The following is a 22,268-nucleotide window of genomic DNA, read 5'->3' as shown; positions in this document are numbered from 1 at the left end:
ACCTATGCCATGACCAGCGCATTGGAACTTGCGTTCTGGGGCAGCGCCCTGCTGCTCGTGCATGTCTTTGCGGGCTACCCGATATGCATGTGGCTGATGGCGAGCCTGATGCCGCGACCCGTGCGCAAGCGGGACATCACGCCGAGCGTGACGATTGTCATCGCCGTTCACGATGGTGCTGGCGAGGTCGATGCCAAGCTGGCCAATCTCAACGCGCTGGACTATCCCTCGCAGCTGCTGGACATCGTGATCGTTTGCGATGGCTGCGGTGACGACACGGCGGAACGCTGCCGGCGGTTTGGCGACCCGCGCCTGCGCGTGCTGGAGTTTGCCGAACGTCGGGGCAAGGCCGCCTGCCTCAACGATGGCATCGCCGTCGCCACTGGCGAGGTGCTTTTGCTGACGGACATTCGCCAGCGACTGGCGCCGGTGGCGCTGCGCGAACTGGCCGCCAACCTTGGTGACGAGTCGGTGGGTGCCGTCAGTGGTGAACTCCAGCTGGAGGATGCGCAAACCGGCTTTGCGCGAGGTGTCGATGCCTACTGGCGCTATGAAAAGCTGATCCGTCATGCCGAAAGCCGCGGGGGCTCGACCGTCGGCGTCAGCGGGGCGCTGTATGCAATGCGTCGCGATCTGTTCCGGTCACTGCCTGCGGGCACTGTGCTCGACGATGTGCTGGTGCCGATGCAGGTGGTTGCGGCTGGCAAGCGCGTGGTGTTCGAACCGCTGGCCCTGGCCTGGGATCGCCCCTCGCAACACCCGGCACAGGAGCAGAAACGCAAGATCCGCACCCTGGCCGGCAACTACCAGTTGATCCAGCTTGCACCCTGGTTGCTGTCGCCAGCGCGCAATCCGCTGTGGTTCCGCTTCGTCAGCCACAAGCTGCTGCGATTGCTGGCGCCTTGGTTGCTGCTGTTGTTTGCGTTGAGTTCCGCCGCGCTGGCATCGCGCCATGTAATCTACGCTGCAGCCGTGCTGCTGCTGGCCGTGGGCATGGCCTTGGTCGTGGCAGGAAAGCTGAGGCCGACGTTGGGGAAACTGGCACCGATTCGCCTGCTTGGGGCTTTCTTCTATCTCAATCTGTTCGCCGCGCAGGCACTCGTCGCTTTCGTCCGGAATCGGAGGTTGCACCTGTGGTGAACCGCACGGAAGAAAAGGATGAAAGGGTTCACTCGCCGGGTATTCGAGGCCGGCTGGGGGAGCTCTGTCACAGCAGTGGCCTGCTGCATGTGCTGCAACGGATGCGCGCCTGGAAGTACCGCGACCTGCGCATTCTGGCCTACCACCGGGTGGTGACGGTGGCCGATGCGCGCACGTTCGATTTCGACCTCGATCTTGTCAGTGCCTCGGCCGAACAGTTCCGTGAACAAATGCTGCTGCTGAAGCAGCGATTCGTCCCCATGCGCCTCGGGGACGTGGTGACGGCCATGGAAGCGGGGCAGGGCCTGCCGGCCGGGGCCGTGGTGGTGACTTTTGATGACGGTTACGACGACAACTACCATGTCGCGTACCCCATATTGCGCGAACTGGGCCTGCCGGCCACCTTCTTCGTGTCGACCGGGCACATCGATAGCGGCCGCCCCTATGACTACGACTGGCTGGTGCACATGGTCTTGCGCACAACAGCAAGCCACCTGCAGATCCCCGAGCTTGGTCTGGACTTGCCTCTGCCGGAAGAGCGCATCGGCCGGCGCCAGCTCGCCGGCGAGATGCTGAATCGATTGAAGACGCTCCAGGCCGTGACCCAGTCGGCCTTGCTGGCCCGGCTCGCCGCCGACCTGGATGTGCCCATGAAGGGCGTGCACCCCGCCTGCCAACCGATGAACTGGGATCAGTTGCGCGAAATGCACGCGGCCGGTTTCGAGATCGGCTCGCACGGCGTCAATCACCGGATGCTGGCGAAGTTGCCGCAGAGCGAACTCGAGAGTGAGCTGCGCGATTCGAAGGCGACGCTGGAGCGCGAGCTCGGCGGGGCTGCGACGCTTATTTCCTATCCGGTGGGCGGCGATGCGGCGTTCGACGAACGCGTCGTGCAGGCCACCATTGCAGCGGGTTATCGCGCCGGCTGCAGCTATATCAGCGGCACCAACCCCATGCCATCGGCGAACCGCTACGCCTTGTACCGCTTGCCGGTCGAGCGCGAGATGAGCGCGGGCTGGTTCGCATCCATGCTGACGTTACCGGAACTGATGAGTTATCCCACCGTCAGCCGCATTACCTGATCAGGCTCGCTGTTGCATGCTCATTTTCATTCTTCTTTATCTCGCGTTGACCATCGTTCGTCCGCAGGATTACATGCCGGGGCTAACCGGCCTGCCGATACTTTCGGGGGTGCTGTTGCTGGCGTTTTTCAGCTGGCTGCTGTCGTCGGCCAAGACGTTTGCCGCGCCTCAGTTCTTTATCCTGCCCATTTTCCTGCTGGCATTGATGATGTCGCAGGTGGCCGCCGGCTGGGTTGGCGGTGCGCTGGAGGTGCTGGCCGCCTTTGGCCCCACCATGATCGCGTTCTTCGTACTGGCCACGGTGACGGCCAACAGTCCACGCCGCATTGCGACGACGTTCGCGGTATTCGTCCTGTGTGCGTGCGTGCTGGCCGTGCACGGCGTGGACCAGTCGCTGAACGGTATCGGCTGGACCGGCGTGGGCATGGCCGAGGACGGTCGCATCCAGTACGTGGGCATCTTCAACGACCCGAACGACCTGGGGCTGCTGTTCGCCGCGGTGTTGCCGATGGCCTGTTTTCTCAGCGGCCGGGGTGGCTTTCTGCGCCGGATCTTCTGGCTGGCTGCCGCGGGGTTGTTGCTTTACGGGGTTTACCTCACCAATTCGCGCGGCGCCTTTCTTGCGGTGCTGGCGATCGGTGGTGCGTATGTCTGGTACAAGCGCGGCATCGTGACCGCCGGAATCCTTGGCAGTGTCGGCCTGGTCGCCATGCAGCTGCTGTCATCGCGCATGCAGGAGCTGGACGCCGACGAGTCGTCGGCTGCCGGTCGCGTTGACGCGTGGTACGAAGGCTTGCACATGTTCCTTTCGCATCCGCTGTTCGGTGTGGGCGCGGGCAACTTCACCGAATACAACTACCTCACCGCCCATAACTCGTTTGTGCTGGTGCTGGCCGAAACCGGCTTCTTCGGTTTCATCACCTGGCTTGCCTTCGTGGGCTACGGCTTCTGGATGATGTTGAAGGTATTGCGGAGCCCGCCGCAGCCCGCGGCCGAGGGTGTCGTGGGCGCGTGGGCGGACGAACGCAAGCTGGCCCTGACTTTGTTGCTGTCGCAGTTGGGCCTGTTTGCCGCCGCCTTCTTTCTCAGTCGCAGCTATACGGTGGTGATGTACCTGCTGATCGCGGTGCTGGTGGGCTATTACGTCGGCGTGCGCAAACGCTACCCGTCGCTACCTTCCTTCAGCCTGGCCGAGGGCTGGTGGCGCTGGATACCGATAGCCCTGGGCAGCATCTTCGCGTTGTTCGTCATCGTCGAAGTGTTGATGCACACCTCATGAGCAATCGCGCGCTGACCTTACGCAATACGGTGTTTTCCTCGGTCGGGATCTACACGGAGTATGCCCTTGGCATGCTCGCGGCGATCATGATCGCCCGCCATCTCGGCCCCGAGTTCTACGGTGTCTATGGCTTGTTCATGTGGTTTGTCTCGGTGGGCATGGTCATCACCAACTCGGGCATCACCACCGGCGTGATCAAGTTCGTCGCCGAACTGCGCGGTAGTGGCCAGGACGAGTTGATCGTGCCCGTAATCCGGCGCCTGCGCCGCGTTCAACGCATGCACATGCTCGCGGCGGTGGGCATCGGGGTGGTGCTGTATTTCTCCATGGGTAGCCGTTTTCCCATCCCGATCAAGCGGCTTGAGTTCGTGCTGCTGCTGGGCGCGATGGTGATGCGCGCGTCCTACATGTTCAACATCGCGGTGGCCAAGGGTTTCGAGGCGTTCGACGCGACGGCCAAGGTGGCCTTGGTGGCGGCGCCGTTGAACCTGGTCATGGTTGTCATCGCGATGCTGATGAAGGGGGACATTTTCCTGTTTGTGGTGGTGTATGCCGTCTCCAGCGTGGTTTTCCTGGCGGTTTCGCATGTCCAGGCCCGACGCGTGATGGCCATGCTTCCAAAGCTTGCCGCGCTACCGGCGGCGCTGGTGCAACGCATGCGCCGACATTTGCGCATCGTCTCGGCCACGGTCGTCATCAGCTTCCTGATCGCCAGCGACGTGGAAATCCTGTTCCTGAACATGTACGACAGCGCCAGGTCGGCCGGCTATTTCAAGGTGGCCTATCAGCTCGCTTCGGGCATCATCCTGCTGGTGCCTGGCGTGTTCGGTGCCTTGTTGTTGCCGATGATGGCCAAGGCGTTGAGCCAGGGGCAGGCCGTGGCCGGCCGGCGTTTCGCGATGGTGACGTCCTACCTTGTGCTGCTGGCGGTTCCGGTGGTGACCTTCGGCATGTGTTTCGCCGGCCCGGTGATCGCCTTGCTGTATGGCAGTTCCTACGCCGCTGCGGCCCCGGTATTCGCGCTGCTCATTTTTTCCGGCGGCGTGGGCACGGCGACCCAGGGAGCAAGCAGCCTCCTGATCAGTGCCGACCGGCAACAGACCATCCTGATACTCACGATCATTTTCGGATTGATGAAAGTCATCCTGGATGTCGTGTTGATCCGGCATTTCGGGTTGTACGGCGCAGTGGCCGCCATCCTTTCGGGAACCCTGATCGGCTCGACCGCGTATGTCGCCATCGGCGTGCGGGTGGGTGGAACGGGACTGCAGTGGGGACGCTTGCTGCGCATCATTCTCTCGGGGCTGGGCGCGGCACTGGTTGCCCTCCCCGTGCTCGGTTTGCATCTGCTGCCGTTGTGGACCTTGCTGTTGGGCGGGGTGCTGGTATCGGTCACGTATCTGTGCCTGACCCTGGTGCTGGGATGCTGGAGCAAGGATGACATCGGCCAGTTGCAGGGGCTGCATCTGCGTTTTGCAGGCGGCCATCCGCGCATGCTGGGGCAGTTTCTGGGCTGGGCCGGTGCGCGTGCAGCGAGGCATTCATGATGAGCGGTTGGTATGAAACGGCATTTCGGCGTGTATTGTTTCCAGCCTACGAAAGCGGCTTGCGACGACGCCACACGCTCACCTGGCTGGCCGACTATCAGCGTGACCAGTGGCTGGTGCCGGAGCAGATCGCCGCGTTGCAGTGGCAGCGCCTGAAGCGATTGCTTGAGCATTGCCATCGCGAAGTGCCTTATTACCAGCGTCGCTGGCGCGAACTGGGCGTGGTGCCGGCGGATATACGCAACCTCGATGACTACGCGAAGCTGCCGTTGCTGACCAAGGCGGACATCCGCGCCAACTTCGACGAATTGCAGGCCGACTCCTGGCGCGGTCGCCTGCTGACCAAGGCCACCGGTGGTTCCACCGGAGAGCCGATGCGTTTCGGCTACACGCGCGAGAGCAACGACCGGCGCACGGCGGTGATGTGGCGTGGCTATGAGTGGGCTGGATCGCGCATGGGCCGGCGCACGCTGTTTCTGTGGGGCGGCGCGGTGGGCGAGCCGACCCGCACGCACCAGTTGAAGGATGCCATCTACAACCGGCTTTTCGCGCGGCATGTGCTGAACAGTTTCCACATGACCGAGGCCAACATGGCCGAGTACGCCGACGCCATCGATCGCTATCGCCCGGAAATCATCGTCGCGTATGTGGGCCCGCTGGTGCGGCTGGCGCAGTGGTTGATCGCCAACAAGCGTCGCATCTGGCGGCCGCAAGGCATCATCGGCGCGGCCGAGGCGCTGCATGAGTTCCAGCGCGAAATCATAGAGCAGGCGTTCGGCGCGCCGGCCTTCAATACCTATGGCTGCCGTGAATTCATGCTGATTGCCGCGGAGTGCGAAAAGCGCCACGGCCTGCATGTAAACGCCGATCACCTGGTGGTTGAGCTGCACAAACCGCGGCACGCACCGCCGGATACGCACACGGGTGAGGTGGTGATCACCGACCTGTTCAACTACGGCATGCCGTTCCTGCGCTATGCCAACGGCGATATGGCCACGGCGGCCACCGAGGCCTGCAGCTGTGGTCGTGGTCTGCCGCTGCTGAGCCGGGTCGAAGGGCGCGTGCTGGACGCCATCCGCACCCCGTCGGGCCACGTGCTGCCTGGCGAATTTTTCCCGCACATGCTGAAGGACGTGCCGGGCGTGCAGCGTTTCCAGTTGGTGCAGCGCCAACTGGACCGGTTGGACCTGGCCATCGTGCGCGGGGCGGATTTCGATGAGGCCTCGCTGGCCTACATCCGCCATGAGGTCGCCAAGGTACTGGGTGACAGCGTCGCGCTGGATTGCCGCTTCGTCGAGGACATTCCACTGACGCCCAGTGGCAAGCTGCGTGTCACCGTGTCCGAGCTATCGTCGTGAACATCACCCACTTCGTGGAAAACCTGAATCGTGGCGGGCTGGAGCGCATGGTTCTGGAACTGGTCAAGATCCAGCACCGGCAGGGGCACCGTTGCCAGGTGGTGTGCCTGTACGAAGAGGGCACGCTGGCGCACGAACTGGCGGCGCTGGAGATTCCGGTGCATGCCTGCGGCAAGCGGCAGGGTGTGGATCTGCGCGCGCTGGCGCGTGCGCGGCGCCGCATAAGCGAACACGCCACCGACGTACTGCACACCCACAACGCGGTCGCCCATTACCAGGCGGTGCTGGCGACCTGCGGGCTCGGTTTGCGGCGGATCATCAATACCCGCCACGGCATGGGTGGCAACCGGCGGGCGGCGCGACGCGAGTGGTTCTACCGGCGCGCGCTGGTGCGCACGGATGCCGTCGTCACCGTGTGCGAGGCGGCGCGCGTCGACGCCATCCAGCGCGGCATCGTCCCGCGGGAAAAGGCCAGGGTGGTACCCAACGGTATTCCGCTGGCGTCCTTCCGCCAGGCATCGGAAGCCATGCGCCGGTCATTGCGCCAACTGCTCGGTGTCGCTTCCACCACTCGCGTGATCGGCACGGTGGGCCGGCTGAACTGGGCGAAGGATCAGGCCAGCATGATTCGCGCGTTCCGCCTGCTGCGGGAACAGCAGCCTGACACGGTGCTGGTATTGATCGGGGACGGCGAGTTGCGCGACGCCCTGCAGCAAACCGCGCGCGACGAGGGAGTGGCGGACAGCGTGCATTTTCTCGGCGATCGCAATGATGTCCGTGAGCTGCTGCAGGGGCTTGACCTGTTCGTGCTGTCGTCGGTGAGCGAAGGCTATTCGATGGCCTTGCTGGAAGCCTGCGCCGTGGCGTTGCCGATCGTGGCCACCGATGTCGGCGGCAACGGCGAAATCATTCGTGATGGGGAAACAGGCAGGCTGGTACCGGCCGGCAACGCGGCGGCGCTGGCTGAGGGAATGCTGGAGCTGCTGGCACAGCCGGCACGGGCTGACGCCGTGGCACAAGCGGCGCGAACGTGGGTGGAGGCGCATGGTTCGCTGGAGAACATGGCGGCGCGTTATGCCGATCTGTATCAGGCATCGGTGAGCTGAGCCATGCGATTGAAGATACTGATCCTCACCAACCTGTTTCCGACGCCGTGGGACCCGTTGCGCGGTGCATTCAATCGCCAGCAATTCGAGCGGCTGGGCCAGCATCACGATATCGACGTGCTCACCGCGGTGGATTTCCGCGAGCGCCTGCGCGGCGCGCGTGGTGAGGTCAGCGTAGACGGTTTGCGCACGGATCACTTCACGTTCTTCTATCCGCCGCGCTTCGGCCGCTCGCTGCATGCCATGACCTGGTTGCTGTCGCTATGGCTGCAGCGTGGACGCCGTCTCCGCGCGGCCGGCTACGATTGCATCCTGGTCAGCTGGGCCTATCCCGATGCCGCCGCAACAGGCTGGCTGGCGCGGCGATTGCGCATTCCGTATGTCGTGAAGGTGCACGGCAGCGACCTCAACGTACAGGCCAGCTATCCGCTGCGCCGCCGGCAGATTCGTTCCGCCTTGCGCGGCGCGGGCGCGGTGGTGGCGGTGAGCCGCGCGTTGGCCGAAAAGGCGCTGGCGATCGGCGCGGCGCCCGATCGCGTGCACGTCATCTACAACGGCGTCGACAGCGATCGTTTCTCACCCGGTTCGCGCGGCGAGGCCCGCGCGCGTTTGGGCCTTTCGTCGCAAGAGCCGCTGCTGCTCTACGTGGGCAACTTGAAGTCCAGCAAGGGCTGCCTGGATCTGCTGGAGGCGTTTCCCGCTTTGCTGGCCAAACAGCCCCAGGCGCGGCTGATCTATGTCGGTGCCGGCCCGTGCAGCCCTGCGCTGCTGGAACGCGCGGCGGCGCTGGGCTGTTCGGATCGCGTATCGCTGGCCGGTGCCGTGGCGCACGCGGCGTTGGGCGGCTGGTTTCGCGCGGCCGACCTGCTGTGCCTGCCCAGCCACAACGAAGGCGTGCCGAACGTGATCCTGGAAGCGATGGCCTGCGGCATCCCCGTGGTGGCCACCCGCGTGGGCGGCATCCCCGAAGTGGTTCCCGAATACGCCGGGTTGTTGGTGCCGCCGCAGGAACCGGCCGCCTTGTCCGCGGCGCTGGTGGAAGCCGTTGCCTGCGAATGGGACAGTGGCCGGATCGCCGCGCACGCGAGCGGTTTTCGTTGGGACGATAATGTGGCTCGGCTGAGCGGCATTCTGCAGGCAGCCGCCCATCCCCCTTGCATCGATTCGGCCGCATGAACTTCAAACTGAAAAAACAACATCTGTTGAGCCTGCTGCCGGATACGCTGGTGCAGACGCATGGCCCTGGCCATGCGCGGTTTCTCAGCTTCGACGATGGCCCGCACCCCGAGCACACGCCGCGCCTGCTGGACCTGCTGGCCGCGCACGACATCCGGGCAAGTTTTTTCGTGGTGGGTGATCGGGCGGAGCGGTACCCCGCCGTGGTCGAGCGGATCGTGGCCGAGGGGCACCTGCTGGGCAATCACTCCTGGAGCCACAACCGCTTCGGACGGTTGCCCCTGCGCGAGCAGGTGGCGGAGCTGGAGCGGACGGATGCATTGCTGGCCGGTTTCGACCATCAACCGCGACACCGCGTGCGGCCGCCGCAAGGCGTCCTGCCCCTGCCGCTGTTCCTGCACCTCGCCCGTCGCGGCCGCAGCATTGCCTACTGGTCCTATGACAGCATGGATTATCGCGGCCAGTCGCCGATGGAACTTGCCGACCAGTTGCGGCGTCGGCCGCCGCAGGCCGGCGACATCGTATTGATGCACGATGACAGTGCATTGGCCGGTGACGCACTGGCCATGCTGTTGCCGCAATGGTGTGCCGAAGGCCACGCGTTCCAGGCCCTGCTTCCGGAAGCCTCATGAGAATTCTCTACCACCACCGAACCCGCGGCAGGCATGTCGAGGGCGTACATATCCGCGGCATCGTCAACGCGTTGCGCGAGCTGGGCCACCAGGTCACGGTGATGTCGTTTCCCGGCGCCGATCCCGAACATGAGCCTGCCCCGGCGGCGCAGGCGTCGGCCGGCAAGGGGCGCCTGGCCGGTGCCGTGGCGAAGTTGCCTGGCGTGCTGTTCGAGTTCATGGAACTGGCCTACAACGTGGTCACCCTGTTTCGCATGGCCGCAGCCATACGCCGCCTGCGACCGCAGTTGATCTACGAGCGCTATTCGCTGTTCCTGTGCGCCACGATCTGGCTGGCGCGGCGCCACGGTATTCCCGTGGTGCTCGAGATAAACGATTCGGCCCTGGTGGAACGCGTACGTCCATTGCGGCTGAAACGCCTTGCGCGGCGCATCGAAAGCTGGTGCCTGCGTCATTGCACCGGACTGGTTTTCATCTCCAGCTACTTCCGCGACCAGGCCGAGGCGGCCTATCAGCAAATCGCGCCATCAGTGGTCTCGCCCAATGCGGCGGACCTGGCGCGTTTCGACCCGAGCCGTTTCGACCGCGAGCAACTGCGCGAGCAGCGCGGCCTGGCCGGGCGGGTGGTGTGCGGCCATATTGGCGTGTTCGCGCGCTGGCATGGCGTCGATGGTTTTGTCGATGCCATCTCGCAGCGCCTGGACGAAGCGCCGCAGCTGGCATTGGTGCTGGTGGGCGATGGGCGTACCTTGCCGGCGGTGCGCGAGCTGGTGGCCAACCGTGGGTTGAGCGATCGCGTGCTGTTGCCCGGTCGTGTCGCGCATGACGAAATCGCCAGCTGGATTGCCTGCATGGATTACGCCGTGTTGCCCGACTCCAACCAGTACGGTTCGCCGATGAAACTGTTCGAACAGATGGCGATGGGCGTGGCCGTGGTGGCACCGGACTATGCGCCGGTTGCCGAGGTGATCGACGATGGCCGCACCGGCTGGCTGTTTCCGTGCCGCCAGACTGACGCCTGCGTGCAGCGCGTGCTCGATCTTGCCACCCAATCGGAGGAGCGTCGCCGCGTCGGTGCAGCGGCGCGCGACTATATCGCCCGCGAGCGCCAGTGGCGCAACAATGCCGAGCAGTTGCTGACGCTGGTGCCGGCGGAGGTAACACGCTGATGTGGACTGTCGTGCTGTCGCTTCTGGTGCTGCTGCTGATCGCGGCGGTGGCATTGCTGACCTGGGCGATCCGCGCCCGCAACATGCAGATATGGCTGGGCAGTTACCTGCGCCGGAAACGGCCACCAGCGGTCGATGGGCCGGTCCACGTGATGTTCTGCTTCGTCGACCATTTCGAGCCGAACTGGGGCCGAGTCGACATGGCCACCCAGCGCGCGCGGGTGGATCGCTGGTGCCGCGACTATCGCGCCCTGGCGGGCGCGCATCGCGATGCGGATGGCCGCCCGCCGCAACACAGCTTCTTCTATCCCGAGGAGGAGTACGTCGAGGAACATCTCGACAAGCTCGCGCAGCTTTGCGCAGACGGTTACGGCGAGATCGAGATCCACCTGCATCACGACAACGACACCGCCGAAAACTTCAACGCCACCATCGACCGCTTCAACAAGCTGCTGCACGAGCGCCATGGGGCATTGCCCCGCGATCCGCGCACCGGCCAGTTACGCTTCGGTTTCATCCACGGCAACTGGAGTCTGGACAACTCGCGCGCCGACGGCCGCTGGTGCGGCATCAACAATGAGTTGACCTTGCTGCGTGAGCTGGGCTGCTATGCCGATTTCACCTTGCCGTCGGCACCGAGCGACACGCAGACGCGGATGATCAATGCGATCTATTACGCCACCGACGATCCGCTGCGTCCGAAATCGCACAACACCGGCGAGTTGGTGCGGGTCGGTGGCAAGCCCAGCGGTGACCTGATGATCGTGCAGGGACCGCTGGGCCTGAACTGGCGTGAACGGCGCTTCGGCCTGATTCCGCGCATCGAGGCTTCGGACGTGCGCCGCGCCTGTCCGCCCACGCCGGCGCGGGTGGACGACTGGGTGCGCACCGGCATCCACGTCGAGGGTCGGCCGGAATGGATCTTCATCAAGGTGCACACGCATGGCACGCAGGAGCGCGACATGGATACCTTGCTGGGCGAGGCTGCGCACACCATGCATCGCCATCTGGAAACGGCCTACAACGACGGCAGCCGCCACGTGCTGCACTACGTGACCGCGCGCGAGATGTACAACATCATCAAGGCAGCGGAAGCTGGCAAGAGCGGCAACCCGAACGACTGGCGCGACTTCGAACTGCCGCCCCCGCCGCACGGTGCGCGATGAACCCCGTGCGCAGCGTGCTGATCTGTCATGCCGGCGACGACTTCGACCGCGAAGGCCTGGCCGCCTGGCTGGCGTCATTCACCGAGCTGGTGGGCATCGTGGTGCTGGATGAAACGGCGGCGCAAAAGCGGGCGCGCTTCCGGCGCGAGTTGCGCCGGGTCGGACCGCTGCGCTTTCTGGATGTAGTGGCGATGCGCTTCTACCAGCGCCTGGCGATCGCCGCGCACGACCATGCATGGATGCGCCAGGCGCTGGCCGACATGTGTCGCCGCTACGGCGCTCCGCCCGTGGTGCCGCAGATCGTGGCTGCCAGCGTCAACGATCCCAAAGTGCTGGAGTTTCTGCGAGGTATCGCCCCCGATCTGATGCTGGCCCGTTGCAAGCAGTTGCTGAAGAAGAAATTGATCAACCTGCCTCGGCTGGGCTGTTTCGTGTTGCATCCAGGCATCTGTCCGGAATACCGCAATGCCCACGGTTGCTTCTGGGCCCTGGCGGAGCGCGACCTGACCCGGGTTGGCATGACCTTGCTGAAGGTCGATGCAGGTGTCGACACCGGCCCGGTCTACGGCCACTACAGCTATCCGTTCGATGAAAAGCACGAGTCGTACAACGTGATCCAGTATCGCGTGGTGTCGGAAAACCTCGACGCTCTGGCCGACCGCTTCGGCGAGATCGCCGCCGGTACGGCGCAACCGATCGATACGCGTGGCAGAGCCAGCGCCAACTGGGGACAGCCATGGTTGACCCGTTACCTGGGCTGGCGCCGCGCTGTGGCGAAGGCGGCCGCACGATGAAGATACCGGCGCTGATGTACCACGACGTGGTGGAGCGGGGACAGGCCGATGCCAGCGGTTTTCCGGGCGGCGCAGCGGCCCACTACAAACTGGATGTGGCTGAGTTCGATACCCACTTGGAGGCGCTGGCTGCGAGCGGTTCACGCTTTGCGGCAGTAACCGATACGTTTGTTGCGGCAGCGGGCAACGGTCTGCTCACGTTCGATGATGGTGGCGCGAGCGCCGTCGCCGTGGCGGCAGCATTGACCCGGCGGGGCATGATTGGCCACTTCCTGATCACCACGGCACGGATCGGCCAGCAGGGATTTGTCAGCGCAGCGGATGTCGTGGCGCTGCATTCCGCCGGCCATGTGGTGGGAAGTCATTCGCATACGCATCCGGCGGAAATCTCGCGTCTTTCGATGGCCGAGCTCGAACGGGAGTGGCAGCAGAGCGTCGACATTCTCTCCGCCTTATTGGGCGCGCCAGTGACCGTGGCCTCGGTACCCGGCGGATTTTATTCGCGACAGGTGGCACAAGCGGCGGCGGCCGCCGGTATCCGTTATCTGCTGACCTCGGAGCCAACGGTACGCACCCAGGTCGTGGATGGTTGTCTGATCCTTGGCCGCTATACGCTTTGGCGTGGCATGCCTGCACAGCGAGCGCTGGACTTGGCGCTGGGCAGCGGCGTGGCGCGTCAACACCAGTGGTTGGCGTGGAACTTGAAGAAACTCCTCAAGCGCTGGGCGCGGCCGCTTTATCGCTGGGTGCGGCGCACGTTGCTGGAGAGGTCGCGGCCGTCTGCAGGAAACTGAAACGCGCGACTATCCGTCGTCTTCAATGTCGGTAATGTGTAGCTGGCCTTCAAGGTCGCCGGCAACGTCTGGATTGAGCCAGCGTACGTACAGTGGCTGTCGTCCCCGTTCAACAAATCCCTCTGTGGTCCAGCTTCTCTGGGCCTGCTCAGAGCCGGTGAATCGCAGCTCCAGCGCATGGAACCCTGCGTCGCGCACGGCGGAACACAGCGTTCGTATAGCGATGGGGTCGATGGCATTCACGCCGTTGTTGGACCAGAAGTCGTTGACGGTGAGAATGCTTGCGTCGCGCGGGTTGGTATCGCATGCGAACCATGCTGAAAGCGTCGCTCCAGGAGCGCTGCCGAGCAGCAGGTAGCGACGTTTCGTGGACGGCAGGCGGTCGAAACGCCAACGCAGCGTTTCGGTGTCGCGGATGGTGGTCCAGCCGTCTCCGTGGTCTGTGTTTTCCCAAAGCTCTCCCATGCGCGGGTCGACAGTGTCAGCCCATTCGGCGGAGGGCGCGGCAGACTTCCCGGCGTGGCGGGCGAGATCGCGGATGCGGCAGATCAGGTCGAGCAGTCGACCGGCGGGGATGGCGAGTAAACGTGGCAAGAAGCGCGCGGCGTAGTTTTCATGCCGCAGTATTTTTACGCGTCGTATCAGGTATCCGCCGATCTTGATACCACCAAGCTTGTAAATCGCTGCGCCCTTGGGTCTAGGCAGCCCGTACACCACGTCAAAGTGGCCATGCGCGGCTTCCACGCAGGAGCGCAACAACAACAGGGCTGGCTTGACCGAGCGGTGCGCCTGCGTCACGCAGAGATGAGCCCCTACGCCGGCGCGTATCTCACGCCCTTTCCACAGGATGCGCCGTGGTCCGACGCCGGCAGTACCAACCACCACCCGTGTGGGCTCATAACGCAGTAACTTCAATATCGGTTGTCCCATGGGGCAGTCGACATAGAACGCCTTGTACATTTCCGGGAATCGCCCCGTCCAGCCCAGATTCCCCTCCCAGACATCGACCGCCAACGCACTGTCCTGATCAATGTTGGCATCGATTTGGGTATAGGTCGCGGGGGCGGCGCCGGCGGATCGGCGATCGTCATCGCTGGTCGACTGGCTCATGCGAACCTCTGCAAAGTGGCGGTTGTTTTGCCGCGCGTTGATCTGTGAAAAAGCTCAATCGGCGTCTGGCTCGGACTGCTGCATGAACCATTGCACCACGCCCACACCGCGGTTGTTCCAGTTGAAACGTCGCGGCGTGGCACGTCCGTCGGCGCAGTCGAGGTCGTACGAACTGGACAGCAGTTTCAGCCGCCGATCGAGCGCCTTCTGCTGCACGGGGTCAGTCTCGAAATAGCGGGCGGCCGCCACCGGCAAGGTCATTTCCACGTTGTGCGAGTCGCTGTACCAGCCTTCGGAACTCTGCACGGCAACCAACTGTTGCGTCGTGGCGTGGGCAGACGACCAGTACCAGCTGATCTGGCCATTCGGCCCGCTGCACGGGTTACGCCAGTCGACGCCGGCTTCCTTCATCACTTTCGGGTCAATCCAGCCATAGCGCTCCATGTAGCGGCCGAAGGCAGTGATCATGACCGGAATGCGCTTGTCGCCGGTGGCGAGCCAGGCGTGCCACAGGCCGTCGATGATGTTCTCGGTCATCCATGGCGATGAGCCCCGGATGTCGGTGGCCGGGTTGTGGTCGTTGCCTTCATGCACCTGCCAGCTGTTGCGCCAGGAGCCGTCAACGCCGAGGCCATCGGGATTGTGTTGCTGGTGCTGGTAGAGCCAGCCCAGGCGATCCTTGATGCCGTCCAGATAGCGTTTCTCACCGGTGATTTCGTACGCACTGACCGCGGCGATCAGGCCGAGCCCGGTCTGGCGTTCGGTAAACAACTGATCCGGCTTGAGGTAGGGGCCGACGGGGATGCTCCAGCCGCCGGTATCCCATGCACCCATCATGCGCTGGATCAGGTCTGCGTCGTGCTCGCTGTCGTCGCCCGTGAGCCCGAGCGCAAGCAGGATCGGTTCGATATAGACGTACTTGGGGTCGCAGACATTGACCTCGCCCAGGCTCCAGCCGCCACCGCACAGCGGCCAGCCGGGCGCGCCGTGACGTCGGATGTGGTCCATGTAGAAGCGATAGCTTTGCGTGGCCGCGGCCAGATAATCCACGCGGCCGGTGCGGACGTATTGCTGGAACAACGTGGTGGGGCGGTCGAACAGCCATGCGGCACCGTTCTCGCGGGGCAGCGCCTCGGCCCAGCGGAACTGGGTGGCGAAATAGCGATCGTAGGCGGATTTGGGTACGGCGGGGCGCTGTGGTCCGGCGATCAGCGAGGCTGACATCCACTCGGGGCTCAAGGTGGCAAGCACGGCAGGTACCAGCACGCCATCGGCATCCTTGATCAGACCGTCGGTGTACGCCCAACCGTCAATGGTCTTGCCATCTGGATCGCCTACGGCGAAGCGGAGCGTGCGGGTGTTGCCATCCAGCGTGGTCCGGAACTGCACCTTTACGGCGCGGATGCCGCCGCCGCCAACGTACCAGTGCAGCGTCGCTTCGACGTGAGTCGGAATTGTCTGGCCTTGTTCATCGAGGATGAGTACGCGCCTGGCGTCGCGCAGCATGTGCGGCGGAAACGGGATGCCCAGGGTGACCGCGACGGTGTTGCCCTCGGCACCGTGGCGATGCAACGTGATCGTCTGCCAGCGCGAATCCGCTTCGGCGATGGCGCTTACGGCCACTTGCCCCAGTTGCACCACGCTGCGATCGGCCGTGCTGGATGCGATGGCCGGCGCACTGCTGCCTGGGGTCGTGACCTGGGTGGCGTGGAGGCAACTGGCGAACATCCACGCGACAAGAGCGAGCAGGGCTGGCACCCAGCGGGTCGAACCGTATGACAGAGTGCGGAACATGAGGATCCAACCGGTCTGGGGAATGGGGCTTTTCGTTACTGCGGCATCCCTGCCGCAGTCAGAACATGGCTCGGGCTACGTTAAGTGCGTTGTGCTGATTGTGGGGCAGGCACCGCCGCCCGCGGTGACTTGCGGGAGATTGAGGAGGAGCCAGCGTTCGATGGTATCGACCAACTGCCGCCGGTCACCTTCAAGAATGTAGGTGTGGTCGGCCGCCTTGAAATATTCGAGGGTGGTTCCCGGATGGCTAGCCACGGCACCGTAGCATTCCCGGAATTGGCGGCGATGGTTGAAATACTCGCTGGTGCCGCCGCTGTAGACAAAGCACAGTTTGAGCCCGCGCTGCAGCATGTCGGCGAGCTCCGCTCGCACCTGTGCCAGCGGTGGTACGACCACGCCGAAATCCGGTGCGGCAATCCGCCCGGAGGGGCGCAGCCGGCGGTGCACGAAGCGCCAGATACGGACGGGGTTCGCCAGCTTGGGCAGGTAGTGCCGCAACAGAAAGCCCGGCGTGCGGTAGGCAAAGCCATCGAGGAAGATGGCACCGGCAACGCGCGGGTCGCTGCATGCCACCAGATGGGCGTTCTCCGCGCCTGAGCACAACCCGATCAGCACGAACCGGGTGCAGCCTGCCTGTTTGCCCAGGAGGTCCATGGCCTCGGCCACATCGGCGCGGACCTGTTGCGCACGGGGCAAGGATTCGTCGCTGGCGGCACTGTCGCCAAGCGTGGAAAGGTCGAAGCGCAACGTGGGGTAGCCGCAAGCATTCAGTCGGCGCGCAATGGCGACATGCAACCGGAAGGGACCGATGCGATGCACCAGGCCCGCATTGAGCATGATGATGCCAGTTTGCGCCGATGCCGCCGACGGCAGTCCGGCAATGCCGACCAGATGTCCCGCGCGTCCGAAACGGAAAGCCTGCTCGGTCATGTCGCCTCCCGCAAAAGCCCGCTGGCGGATTGAACGAGTTCATGCGAGATGATCGCGATCTCCAGCCGATCCAGTTCCTCCCAGGGTGTGGATGAGGACAGGGTCGTGACCGTCGCGCCGTTGGCGATCAATCTTTGCCGATCCGCCGACGTCGTTACCGGAAGCGCGGATTCGATCAGGCGCACTTGTGTGGAAGGCGGTTCCAACTGAAGTTCCGCAAGTTGCTGGCGCAGCCGTGCATCGATCGTGAAACCCTGCCATTGCCCGGCGGCCGCCTCTGCCGTCCTGGCCTGGTCGAAGCGTCGGGTGTCGATGCGCAAGCTGTCCTGCAGTGCATCGAGCCGGGCCACGTAGTCAGCGCCGTTCAGTACCGGGTCCCAGGCGATGACCCGATCGGGCTTCACGTTTGCGGCGGCGGCAAGGGCGACGCTTCCGCCGAGGCGCGCGCCAAAGAGCGCGATGCGGTCGCAGCCACTGAGTTGCCGCAGTTCGGCGGCGGCAGCGGTGGTGTCCGCCAGGCAGCGATCCCAGCGGATGTCCGTGCTGTCGCCGGCCGAATCCCCGCTGCCATGGAAATCAAAACGCAGCGCCGGCATGCCAGCGGCGGCCAGCGCATTGGCCAGTTGGCGATAAAGCCGGTGGCTGCGGATGTGATCCTGCCCCAGCGGTGGACACAGCAGGACAGCCTGCGTGGCAGGCGCAACGGGCGGATGATAGATGCCGAACAAGCCCTGGTCCGCCCCGAAAAAGAGGGGGCGCTCGGCATCGAGCCGCGCAATCATCGTTTGAAAACGATTCCGACGTAGGCCAGGGTTTCGTGGAAACCCTGATCAGGCACGTTGCTCGTGCGCCGTTGCTGCGTAAGCGCCGCGCGCCAGCTCCAGTGCTGGGTCCATTGGTCTGCCAGTTCCAGTCCGTAGGTGACGGTTTTGTCGCGTCGGGAAAGGGTGTGGTATTTCAGTTGCTCACCATTGGCAAAGGCCGAAAGCGTCATGGTCGGGCGCAGTCGGTAGTCGATGGCGATATTGCCGCCGCGCCCGGTCTGGTCATAGGTGGGGTCATTGCCGTAACCGAGCTTGCGGTAGCTCGGGCTGATCGAGAACGTCACACGCTCCGTGCGCAACGCGTAGGTCAACTGCAGGCTGCGTTCCAGATAGACCTCGGAACTGACCACGGCGTCGCCGGTACTGATGCCCGTGGTGTTGGCGAGCGGCGACTGACCCGGCATCAGCATCATGTCCTGCGCGGCATCGGAGTACTGCCGGATGACGTTGGCCGAGAAGGTGCTGCTTTCAGTGGGGCGCCAGCTAAGCGTGGCACGTGCCAACGGACTCGACTGTGTGCGCGCGCCGGCGCGATCGTAATTGATCTGTGATTCACCCAGCGCCGCGTCGATGTCGAAAAAAGTCAGTTGACTGACGTAACGGACGTACAGCTCGTTGCGGTCGTAGTTCGAATCGGTGTTGTTGTAGAAATCGACCTGTTGCACGGTAGCGTTGAGTGACAGCTGACTGGTCGGCCCCAGAATCTTGGCGAAGCGCAACGCGCCCTGGTTGCGGTGGGAATTGAACTCTCGGGTTTTTTCCGCATAGCTGTCGATATAGCGCAACTCGGCCTGGCCGCGTACGGTGCTGCCCAGCCGGAAATGGTAGATGGGGCCCACGGCAAACACGTTGGTTTGCTGCTGGTTGCCCGGTGCATCGCTGGCCAGCGTGTCCAGCGGCTGGATGCCGGCGTAGTCCTGCACTGCGAGATCCAGCCGGTCAGGCAGGACGCTCCAGTTGAGCTGGCTGGCCAATTCGACCTGGGTCTGGTCCCTGAACCGGTTGCCGAGATAATCCCGGTATTCAACGTCGCCGATGACGTTGGCCTGCAGATCCTCGCCCTGTTGGTTATAGGAGAAATTGACGCCGGGGATCAGCATGGTCTGGCTGATCGGGTCATGCGTGGTCAGGTTGATGTTGTCGCTGTGCGCGACGCCACCATACAGGCTGTAATCGAGCTGGCCGGCGATGGTTGCGCCCGGGGCGAGGGCAAAGGTCAGCGCAATGGCGCTGGCCAGCTTGCTGGGTGTCGACATGTTCATCCCTCCCTGTGGACGAGCGTGCGATGACGGTCGATGGCGGTATTGCGGCGTATTTTTTTTAAGTTGAAACTGATTTGCCGATGACTTCACGGTTCGCGCCGAGCGCGCGATTACGGATGACCGCGCGCCAACCTCGACCCTTGCGTCGCCCGCTCAGGGCGCGTGATTGAATACGACGCCGGCCAGCTTCTCCGGGTCGAAATGCGCGACGGCCTGGTTGATCGCCTTGGGCGTGTCGCGGCCATAGCCGGCAACGACAACCACGAAATCAGCCAATTCGGACAGGATGCGCGCATCCGGCGAGCCCTTGATCGTAGGGCCGTCGAGAAAGATGTAGCGGTCGGGATAGCGGCAGCGCAGCGAATCGATGACCGCGCGCATCCGGAACGATGAAAAATATTCGCCGCTGTTCTCGCGGGCTTGTCCCGCGGGGATCAGCCGCACCCGCGGAATGCCGGTGTGGTAGATCATGGGCTTGATGCCCGGCGACGGGTGTTCGAGGAAGTCGATCAATCCGCCCTGGTTGGCGTCCACGCCCAGCGCCTTGTGCTGTTCCGGGTAGCGCAGGTTGCAGTCGATCAGCAAGCTGGTCTTGCTTTCATCGAAGGCGAAAGCGGCGGCGAGGTTGCGCGCCACGAAGCTGCTGCCGGATCGCGGGCTTACCGATACGAGCAGTGTCACGAAATTCTGTGTACCCGCCAGCTCCAGCAAACGTGTGCGGATCTCGCGAAACGCGTCCGATTGTTTGCGCACCGATGGATCGCGGTGGATGAGCCGCCGCTGGCCCAACTGCTGTGGTGCAAGCTGACCCGGCTCGGCCATCAGCGCGATCGAGTTGCTGGGCGAACCCTGGTTTGGGAGCGCGCCAGCGGGTACGACAACGGTGGCGTCGCTTTCGGTGCCTGCCCCGTTTCCGGGCGGTGCAGCTCCGCGGTTCTTCGCGTTCATGCCATCCCCCGCAGTTTGAGCCAGAAAAGAATCGCGTAGGCGGCAAAGACGCCAGCCACGGTCAATGCGACAGCCATGTTTTGCAACCGTCCCTTTCGCTGGTCCTGCGGCGTGGAATAGAACGGAACGGTCGCCAGCGTGGTCAGGCCGGTCAGTCGCTCAAGCTGTTCCGCCGAACGGACCCGTGGATCGAACCGGGCAATGGTGAAAAGCAAGCCGCATGGAGCGGCCAGCGCCAGGAGCATGCCAGCCAGACCGAAATGCATGAAGCGCAGGCCCGAAGGTGTCAGCGGCATCACGGCCGGATTCTGCACGACGAAAGTAAGGCCGCGCTGGCCGGCGTCGAGGTTCATCGAAACCCGTGCGTTCTCGCGCCGCTTCAACAGGTCCTGGTAGACATCCCGGTTGACGTCGTAGTCGCGGGTAAGCTCGGAGGTGGCGTTCTCGGAGCCGGCAATGCGTTTGCTGCGCTCCAGTTCGGCCTGCAGCATGGTCTGGCTTGCAGCCATGCGGGCGTTGGTGGCGGCGATGTCGCCGCGCAACGCCGACAGTTGGCTTTTCAATTGCTGATAAAGCGGGTTGAATTTCGCGTTGTTGTCGATAGTGGTGGGCGTACCGGCAAGGCGCGCGCTCTGTTTGCGCTGTTCGGATTGCGCCAGCTGCTGACGCAGATCCTGCATCTGGTGGCGAACGCGCACCACGTCGGGATATTCGCTCGTGTAGGTCATCAACAGCTTGTCGAGCTGGGTTTGCAGGTCTGCCAGTTGGGCGTGATAGACGCCTTCGACGGTCTGTACGGAGCTGATCTCCGATTCACCTGAAAGCTGGGCCACCAGGGACGCCTCCTGCGACCGCTTCTCCATCAGGTCCATGTGCGCATTTTCGACCTGAGTGCGCAGCTGGCTGATTCGCGAGGCGGTATCGGCTTCGCTGCCGGGCCTGGCATCGACGTTGGCCTCCCTGTATTCCTTGAGCTTGTTTTCGGCCGTGGTCAGCTTCTCCCGGTAGGTCTCGACCTGGCCATTGATGAATTCGTAGGCATCGCGGCTTTCGCGCTGCTTGGATGCCAGGCTTTCGCTGATGAAAAGCTGGCCGAACTGGCGCGTGACGATGTAGGCGCGCTTGGGGTCGACGTCGTGGTAGCTGATGGTGATCAGGTTGTCACGACCGAACCGGATGGTCGTGCGGCCCTTGATGCCGTCGATGATGCGGTCCTGCTCGATCGCACTGGGATGCGTTGCCATCCAGCCGCCAGCGACGAGGATCTCATCCATCACCTTGGCACTGAAGATCACGGCGCGCGCAATGCCGGCACGGTTTGCCGTGCCGGTGGGTGTGGCGGCTCCCTCCATCAGCGGCGTGATGATGCTGCTTTCCTGCGCCAGGATGGTGACGGAAGCGTCGTATTTCTTCGGCCACAGCACCCCGACGATCAGGGCGGCCAGCGCAATGACGGCAAACAGCACGCCAAGGCTGACGCGATGACGCCGTGCCTCGCTCAGCAATACAGGCACCAGGGCCTGCAACGAGGTGGGTTGTTCATTCATGTTGATCCCCTGCATCCCCGGTCCGGCTCAGAACGAGCGCTGTGGCACGGTGATGACGTCGCCCGGTTGCACCGGGTAGTTCGTGTCCAACGCGCCTTTTTGCAGGATGTCACCAAGGTGGACAGCGTAGGCCTTGGTGGTGGCATCGTCGCTTTTACGATACAGCTCGGTCCGGTCCGGCGCGGCGAACTCGGTGGTGCCACCGGCCGCCAGCACGGCATCCAGCACGGTCATGCCTTGGCGATAAGGTACCGATACCGGCGTACGCACGGCGCCCGTCACGCGTACGCGCGAGAGGTATTCATGGCTGCGAAGCTGGGTGAGGATGACCGCCACCTGCGGATCACGCACGTAGGATTGCAGCTTCTCCTTGATGACCGCGGCGACTTCCTCGGGCGTATGGCCGCCGGCCTCGACGTCACCGATCAGCGGCACCGTGATCCTGCCATCCGGACGCACCGGCACGCTGACGCTGAGGTCCGGGTTGTGCCACACGGAAATCTGCAATTGGTCGTCCACACCAATGTGGTACGAGCTCACCGCGTGGGCCTCGGGGTTGAGCACCGGAGCCTGGTTCGACCCCCGCGTGGAGGCACATCCGGCAAGCAGC

The 22,268-nt window shown here is 63.9% G+C and carries 20 protein-coding genes; 12 read left to right on the top strand and 8 right to left on the bottom strand.

Annotation, left to right across the window (positions count from 1 at the left end; genetic code table 11):
• The first annotated feature begins 9 nt into the window (after window positions 1-9).
• The 12 genes from ASD22_RS08665 to ASD22_RS08610 are packed head-to-tail and all read left to right on the top strand — an operon-like array spanning window position 10 to window position 13,243.
• A complete protein-coding gene (locus ASD22_RS08665; protein ID WP_056081851.1) occupies window positions 10-1,140 on the top strand; it encodes a glycosyltransferase family 2 protein in 1,131 nt (376 codons plus the stop codon).
• A complete protein-coding gene (locus ASD22_RS08660; RefSeq protein ID WP_235577597.1) occupies window positions 1,137-2,222 on the top strand; it encodes a polysaccharide deacetylase family protein in 1,086 nt (361 codons plus the stop codon). Before ASD22_RS08665 ends, ASD22_RS08660 begins: the two co-directional genes overlap by 4 nt.
• Window positions 2,223-2,238: 16 nt before the next feature.
• Window positions 2,239-3,501 carry an O-antigen ligase family protein gene (locus tag ASD22_RS08655; RefSeq protein ID WP_056081847.1) on the top strand — a complete coding sequence of 421 codons (1,263 nt, stop codon included), beginning with the start codon at window positions 2,239-2,241 and terminating at the stop codon, window positions 3,499-3,501.
• The gene (locus ASD22_RS08650) at window positions 3,498-5,048 is read left to right on the top strand and encodes an oligosaccharide flippase family protein (RefSeq protein WP_056081844.1); all 1,551 of its coding nucleotides are present in this window, start codon (window positions 3,498-3,500) and stop codon (window positions 5,046-5,048) included. The genes ASD22_RS08655 and ASD22_RS08650 overlap by 4 nt, the downstream gene beginning before the upstream one ends.
• A 59-nt stretch (window positions 5,049-5,107) precedes the next feature.
• A complete protein-coding gene (locus ASD22_RS08645; RefSeq protein ID WP_235577596.1) occupies window positions 5,108-6,406 on the top strand; it encodes a phenylacetate--CoA ligase family protein in 1,299 nt (432 codons plus the stop codon).
• Window positions 6,403-7,512 carry a glycosyltransferase gene (locus ASD22_RS08640; protein WP_056081840.1) on the top strand — a complete coding sequence of 370 codons (1,110 nt, stop codon included), beginning with the start codon at window positions 6,403-6,405 and terminating at the stop codon, window positions 7,510-7,512. Before ASD22_RS08645 ends, ASD22_RS08640 begins: the two co-directional genes overlap by 4 nt.
• 3 nt (window positions 7,513-7,515) lie before the next feature.
• Complete coding sequence (locus tag ASD22_RS08635) at window positions 7,516-8,688, top strand: glycosyltransferase family 4 protein (RefSeq protein ID WP_056081838.1); 1,173 nt, start codon at window positions 7,516-7,518, stop codon at window positions 8,686-8,688.
• Window positions 8,685-9,320 (top strand): polysaccharide deacetylase family protein, encoded by a 636-nt coding sequence (locus ASD22_RS08630; protein ID WP_056081835.1) that lies wholly within the window; start codon window positions 8,685-8,687, stop codon window positions 9,318-9,320. The genes ASD22_RS08635 and ASD22_RS08630 overlap by 4 nt, the downstream gene beginning before the upstream one ends.
• Complete coding sequence (locus tag ASD22_RS08625; RefSeq protein ID WP_056081832.1) at window positions 9,317-10,489, top strand: glycosyltransferase family 4 protein; 1,173 nt, start codon at window positions 9,317-9,319, stop codon at window positions 10,487-10,489. Before ASD22_RS08630 ends, ASD22_RS08625 begins: the two co-directional genes overlap by 4 nt.
• Window positions 10,489-11,655, top strand: a complete 1,167-nt coding sequence (locus tag ASD22_RS08620) for a hypothetical protein (protein ID WP_056081830.1) — start codon at window positions 10,489-10,491, stop codon at window positions 11,653-11,655. Before ASD22_RS08625 ends, ASD22_RS08620 begins: the two co-directional genes overlap by 1 nt.
• Window positions 11,652-12,449, top strand: coding sequence for a formyltransferase family protein (locus tag ASD22_RS08615; RefSeq protein ID WP_235577595.1), 798 nt, complete (start codon window positions 11,652-11,654; stop codon window positions 12,447-12,449). Before ASD22_RS08620 ends, ASD22_RS08615 begins: the two co-directional genes overlap by 4 nt.
• Window positions 12,446-13,243: a polysaccharide deacetylase family protein gene (locus ASD22_RS08610; protein WP_056081827.1), complete on the top strand. Its 798-nt coding sequence runs from the start codon at window positions 12,446-12,448 to the stop codon at window positions 13,241-13,243. Before ASD22_RS08615 ends, ASD22_RS08610 begins: the two co-directional genes overlap by 4 nt.
• Window positions 13,244-13,252: 9 nt before the next feature.
• On the opposite strand, the gene ASD22_RS08605 is transcribed toward ASD22_RS08610, so the two are convergent.
• From ASD22_RS08605 to ASD22_RS08570, 8 genes are all read right to left on the bottom strand, one after another.
• Window positions 13,253-14,353, bottom strand: coding sequence for a hypothetical protein (locus tag ASD22_RS08605; RefSeq protein WP_056081824.1), 1,101 nt, complete (start codon window positions 14,351-14,353; stop codon window positions 13,253-13,255).
• 54 nt (window positions 14,354-14,407) lie between these two features.
• A complete protein-coding gene (locus ASD22_RS08600; RefSeq protein WP_235577594.1) occupies window positions 14,408-16,147 on the bottom strand; it encodes a hypothetical protein in 1,740 nt (579 codons plus the stop codon).
• Between the two features lie 75 nt (window positions 16,148-16,222).
• The gene (locus tag ASD22_RS08595; RefSeq protein ID WP_056081818.1) at window positions 16,223-17,077 is read right to left on the bottom strand and encodes an alpha/beta fold hydrolase; all 855 of its coding nucleotides are present in this window, start codon (window positions 17,075-17,077) and stop codon (window positions 16,223-16,225) included.
• The gene (locus tag ASD22_RS08590) at window positions 17,074-17,859 is read right to left on the bottom strand and encodes an alpha/beta fold hydrolase (RefSeq protein WP_056081816.1); all 786 of its coding nucleotides are present in this window, start codon (window positions 17,857-17,859) and stop codon (window positions 17,074-17,076) included. The genes ASD22_RS08595 and ASD22_RS08590 overlap by 4 nt, the downstream gene beginning before the upstream one ends.
• On the bottom strand, window positions 17,856-19,157 hold the full coding sequence (locus tag ASD22_RS08585) for an outer membrane beta-barrel protein (protein WP_162245068.1): 1,302 nt from the start codon (window positions 19,155-19,157) through the stop codon (window positions 17,856-17,858). Before ASD22_RS08585 ends, ASD22_RS08590 begins: the two co-directional genes overlap by 4 nt.
• 159 nt (window positions 19,158-19,316) lie before the next feature.
• Window positions 19,317-20,111 carry a polysaccharide biosynthesis protein gene (locus ASD22_RS08580; protein ID WP_056081810.1) on the bottom strand — a complete coding sequence of 265 codons (795 nt, stop codon included), beginning with the start codon at window positions 20,109-20,111 and terminating at the stop codon, window positions 19,317-19,319.
• Window positions 20,108-21,637: an XrtA system polysaccharide chain length determinant gene (locus ASD22_RS08575; RefSeq protein WP_235577593.1), complete on the bottom strand. Its 1,530-nt coding sequence runs from the start codon at window positions 21,635-21,637 to the stop codon at window positions 20,108-20,110. Before ASD22_RS08575 ends, ASD22_RS08580 begins: the two co-directional genes overlap by 4 nt.
• 48 nt (window positions 21,638-21,685) lie before the next feature.
• The gene (locus ASD22_RS08570; RefSeq protein WP_082520192.1) at window positions 21,686-22,222 is read right to left on the bottom strand and encodes an XrtA/PEP-CTERM system exopolysaccharide export protein; all 537 of its coding nucleotides are present in this window, start codon (window positions 22,220-22,222) and stop codon (window positions 21,686-21,688) included.
• Between the last annotated feature and the right edge of the window lie 46 nt (window positions 22,223-22,268).

It is taken from the genome of Rhodanobacter sp. Root480 (genome assembly GCF_001426645.1).
In the GTDB taxonomy this organism is placed as follows: domain Bacteria; phylum Pseudomonadota; class Gammaproteobacteria; order Xanthomonadales; family Rhodanobacteraceae; genus Rhodanobacter; species Rhodanobacter ginsenosidimutans.
Note: the sequence above shows the minus strand (reverse complement) of the source record. Positions and strands in the feature narration are given on the sequence as shown.

Coding starts and splice junctions, on each gene's coding strand:
- ASD22_RS08635 (WP_056081838.1), top strand. CDS start 7,516: ATGCGATTGAAGATACTGATCCTCACCAACCTGTTTCCGACGCCGTGG.
- ASD22_RS08605 (WP_056081824.1), bottom strand. CDS start 14,353: ATGAGCCAGTCGACCAGCGATGACGATCGCCGATCCGCCGGCGCCGCC.
- ASD22_RS08600 (WP_235577594.1), bottom strand. CDS start 16,147: ATGTTCCGCACTCTGTCATACGGTTCGACCCGCTGGGTGCCAGCCCTG.
- ASD22_RS08620 (WP_056081830.1), top strand. CDS start 10,489: ATGTGGACTGTCGTGCTGTCGCTTCTGGTGCTGCTGCTGATCGCGGCG.
- ASD22_RS08590 (WP_056081816.1), bottom strand. CDS start 17,859: ATGATTGCGCGGCTCGATGCCGAGCGCCCCCTCTTTTTCGGGGCGGAC.
- ASD22_RS08580 (WP_056081810.1), bottom strand. CDS start 20,111: ATGAACGCGAAGAACCGCGGAGCTGCACCGCCCGGAAACGGGGCAGGC.
- ASD22_RS08655 (WP_056081847.1), top strand. CDS start 2,239: ATGCTCATTTTCATTCTTCTTTATCTCGCGTTGACCATCGTTCGTCCG.
- ASD22_RS08630 (WP_056081835.1), top strand. CDS start 8,685: ATGAACTTCAAACTGAAAAAACAACATCTGTTGAGCCTGCTGCCGGAT.
- ASD22_RS08650 (WP_056081844.1), top strand. CDS start 3,498: ATGAGCAATCGCGCGCTGACCTTACGCAATACGGTGTTTTCCTCGGTC.
- ASD22_RS08585 (WP_162245068.1), bottom strand. CDS start 19,157: ATGTCGACACCCAGCAAGCTGGCCAGCGCCATTGCGCTGACCTTTGCC.
- ASD22_RS08625 (WP_056081832.1), top strand. CDS start 9,317: ATGAGAATTCTCTACCACCACCGAACCCGCGGCAGGCATGTCGAGGGC.
- ASD22_RS08595 (WP_056081818.1), bottom strand. CDS start 17,077: ATGACCGAGCAGGCTTTCCGTTTCGGACGCGCGGGACATCTGGTCGGC.
- ASD22_RS08610 (WP_056081827.1), top strand. CDS start 12,446: ATGAAGATACCGGCGCTGATGTACCACGACGTGGTGGAGCGGGGACAG.
- ASD22_RS08615 (WP_235577595.1), top strand. CDS start 11,652: ATGAACCCCGTGCGCAGCGTGCTGATCTGTCATGCCGGCGACGACTTC.
- ASD22_RS08665 (WP_056081851.1), top strand. CDS start 10: ATGACCAGCGCATTGGAACTTGCGTTCTGGGGCAGCGCCCTGCTGCTC.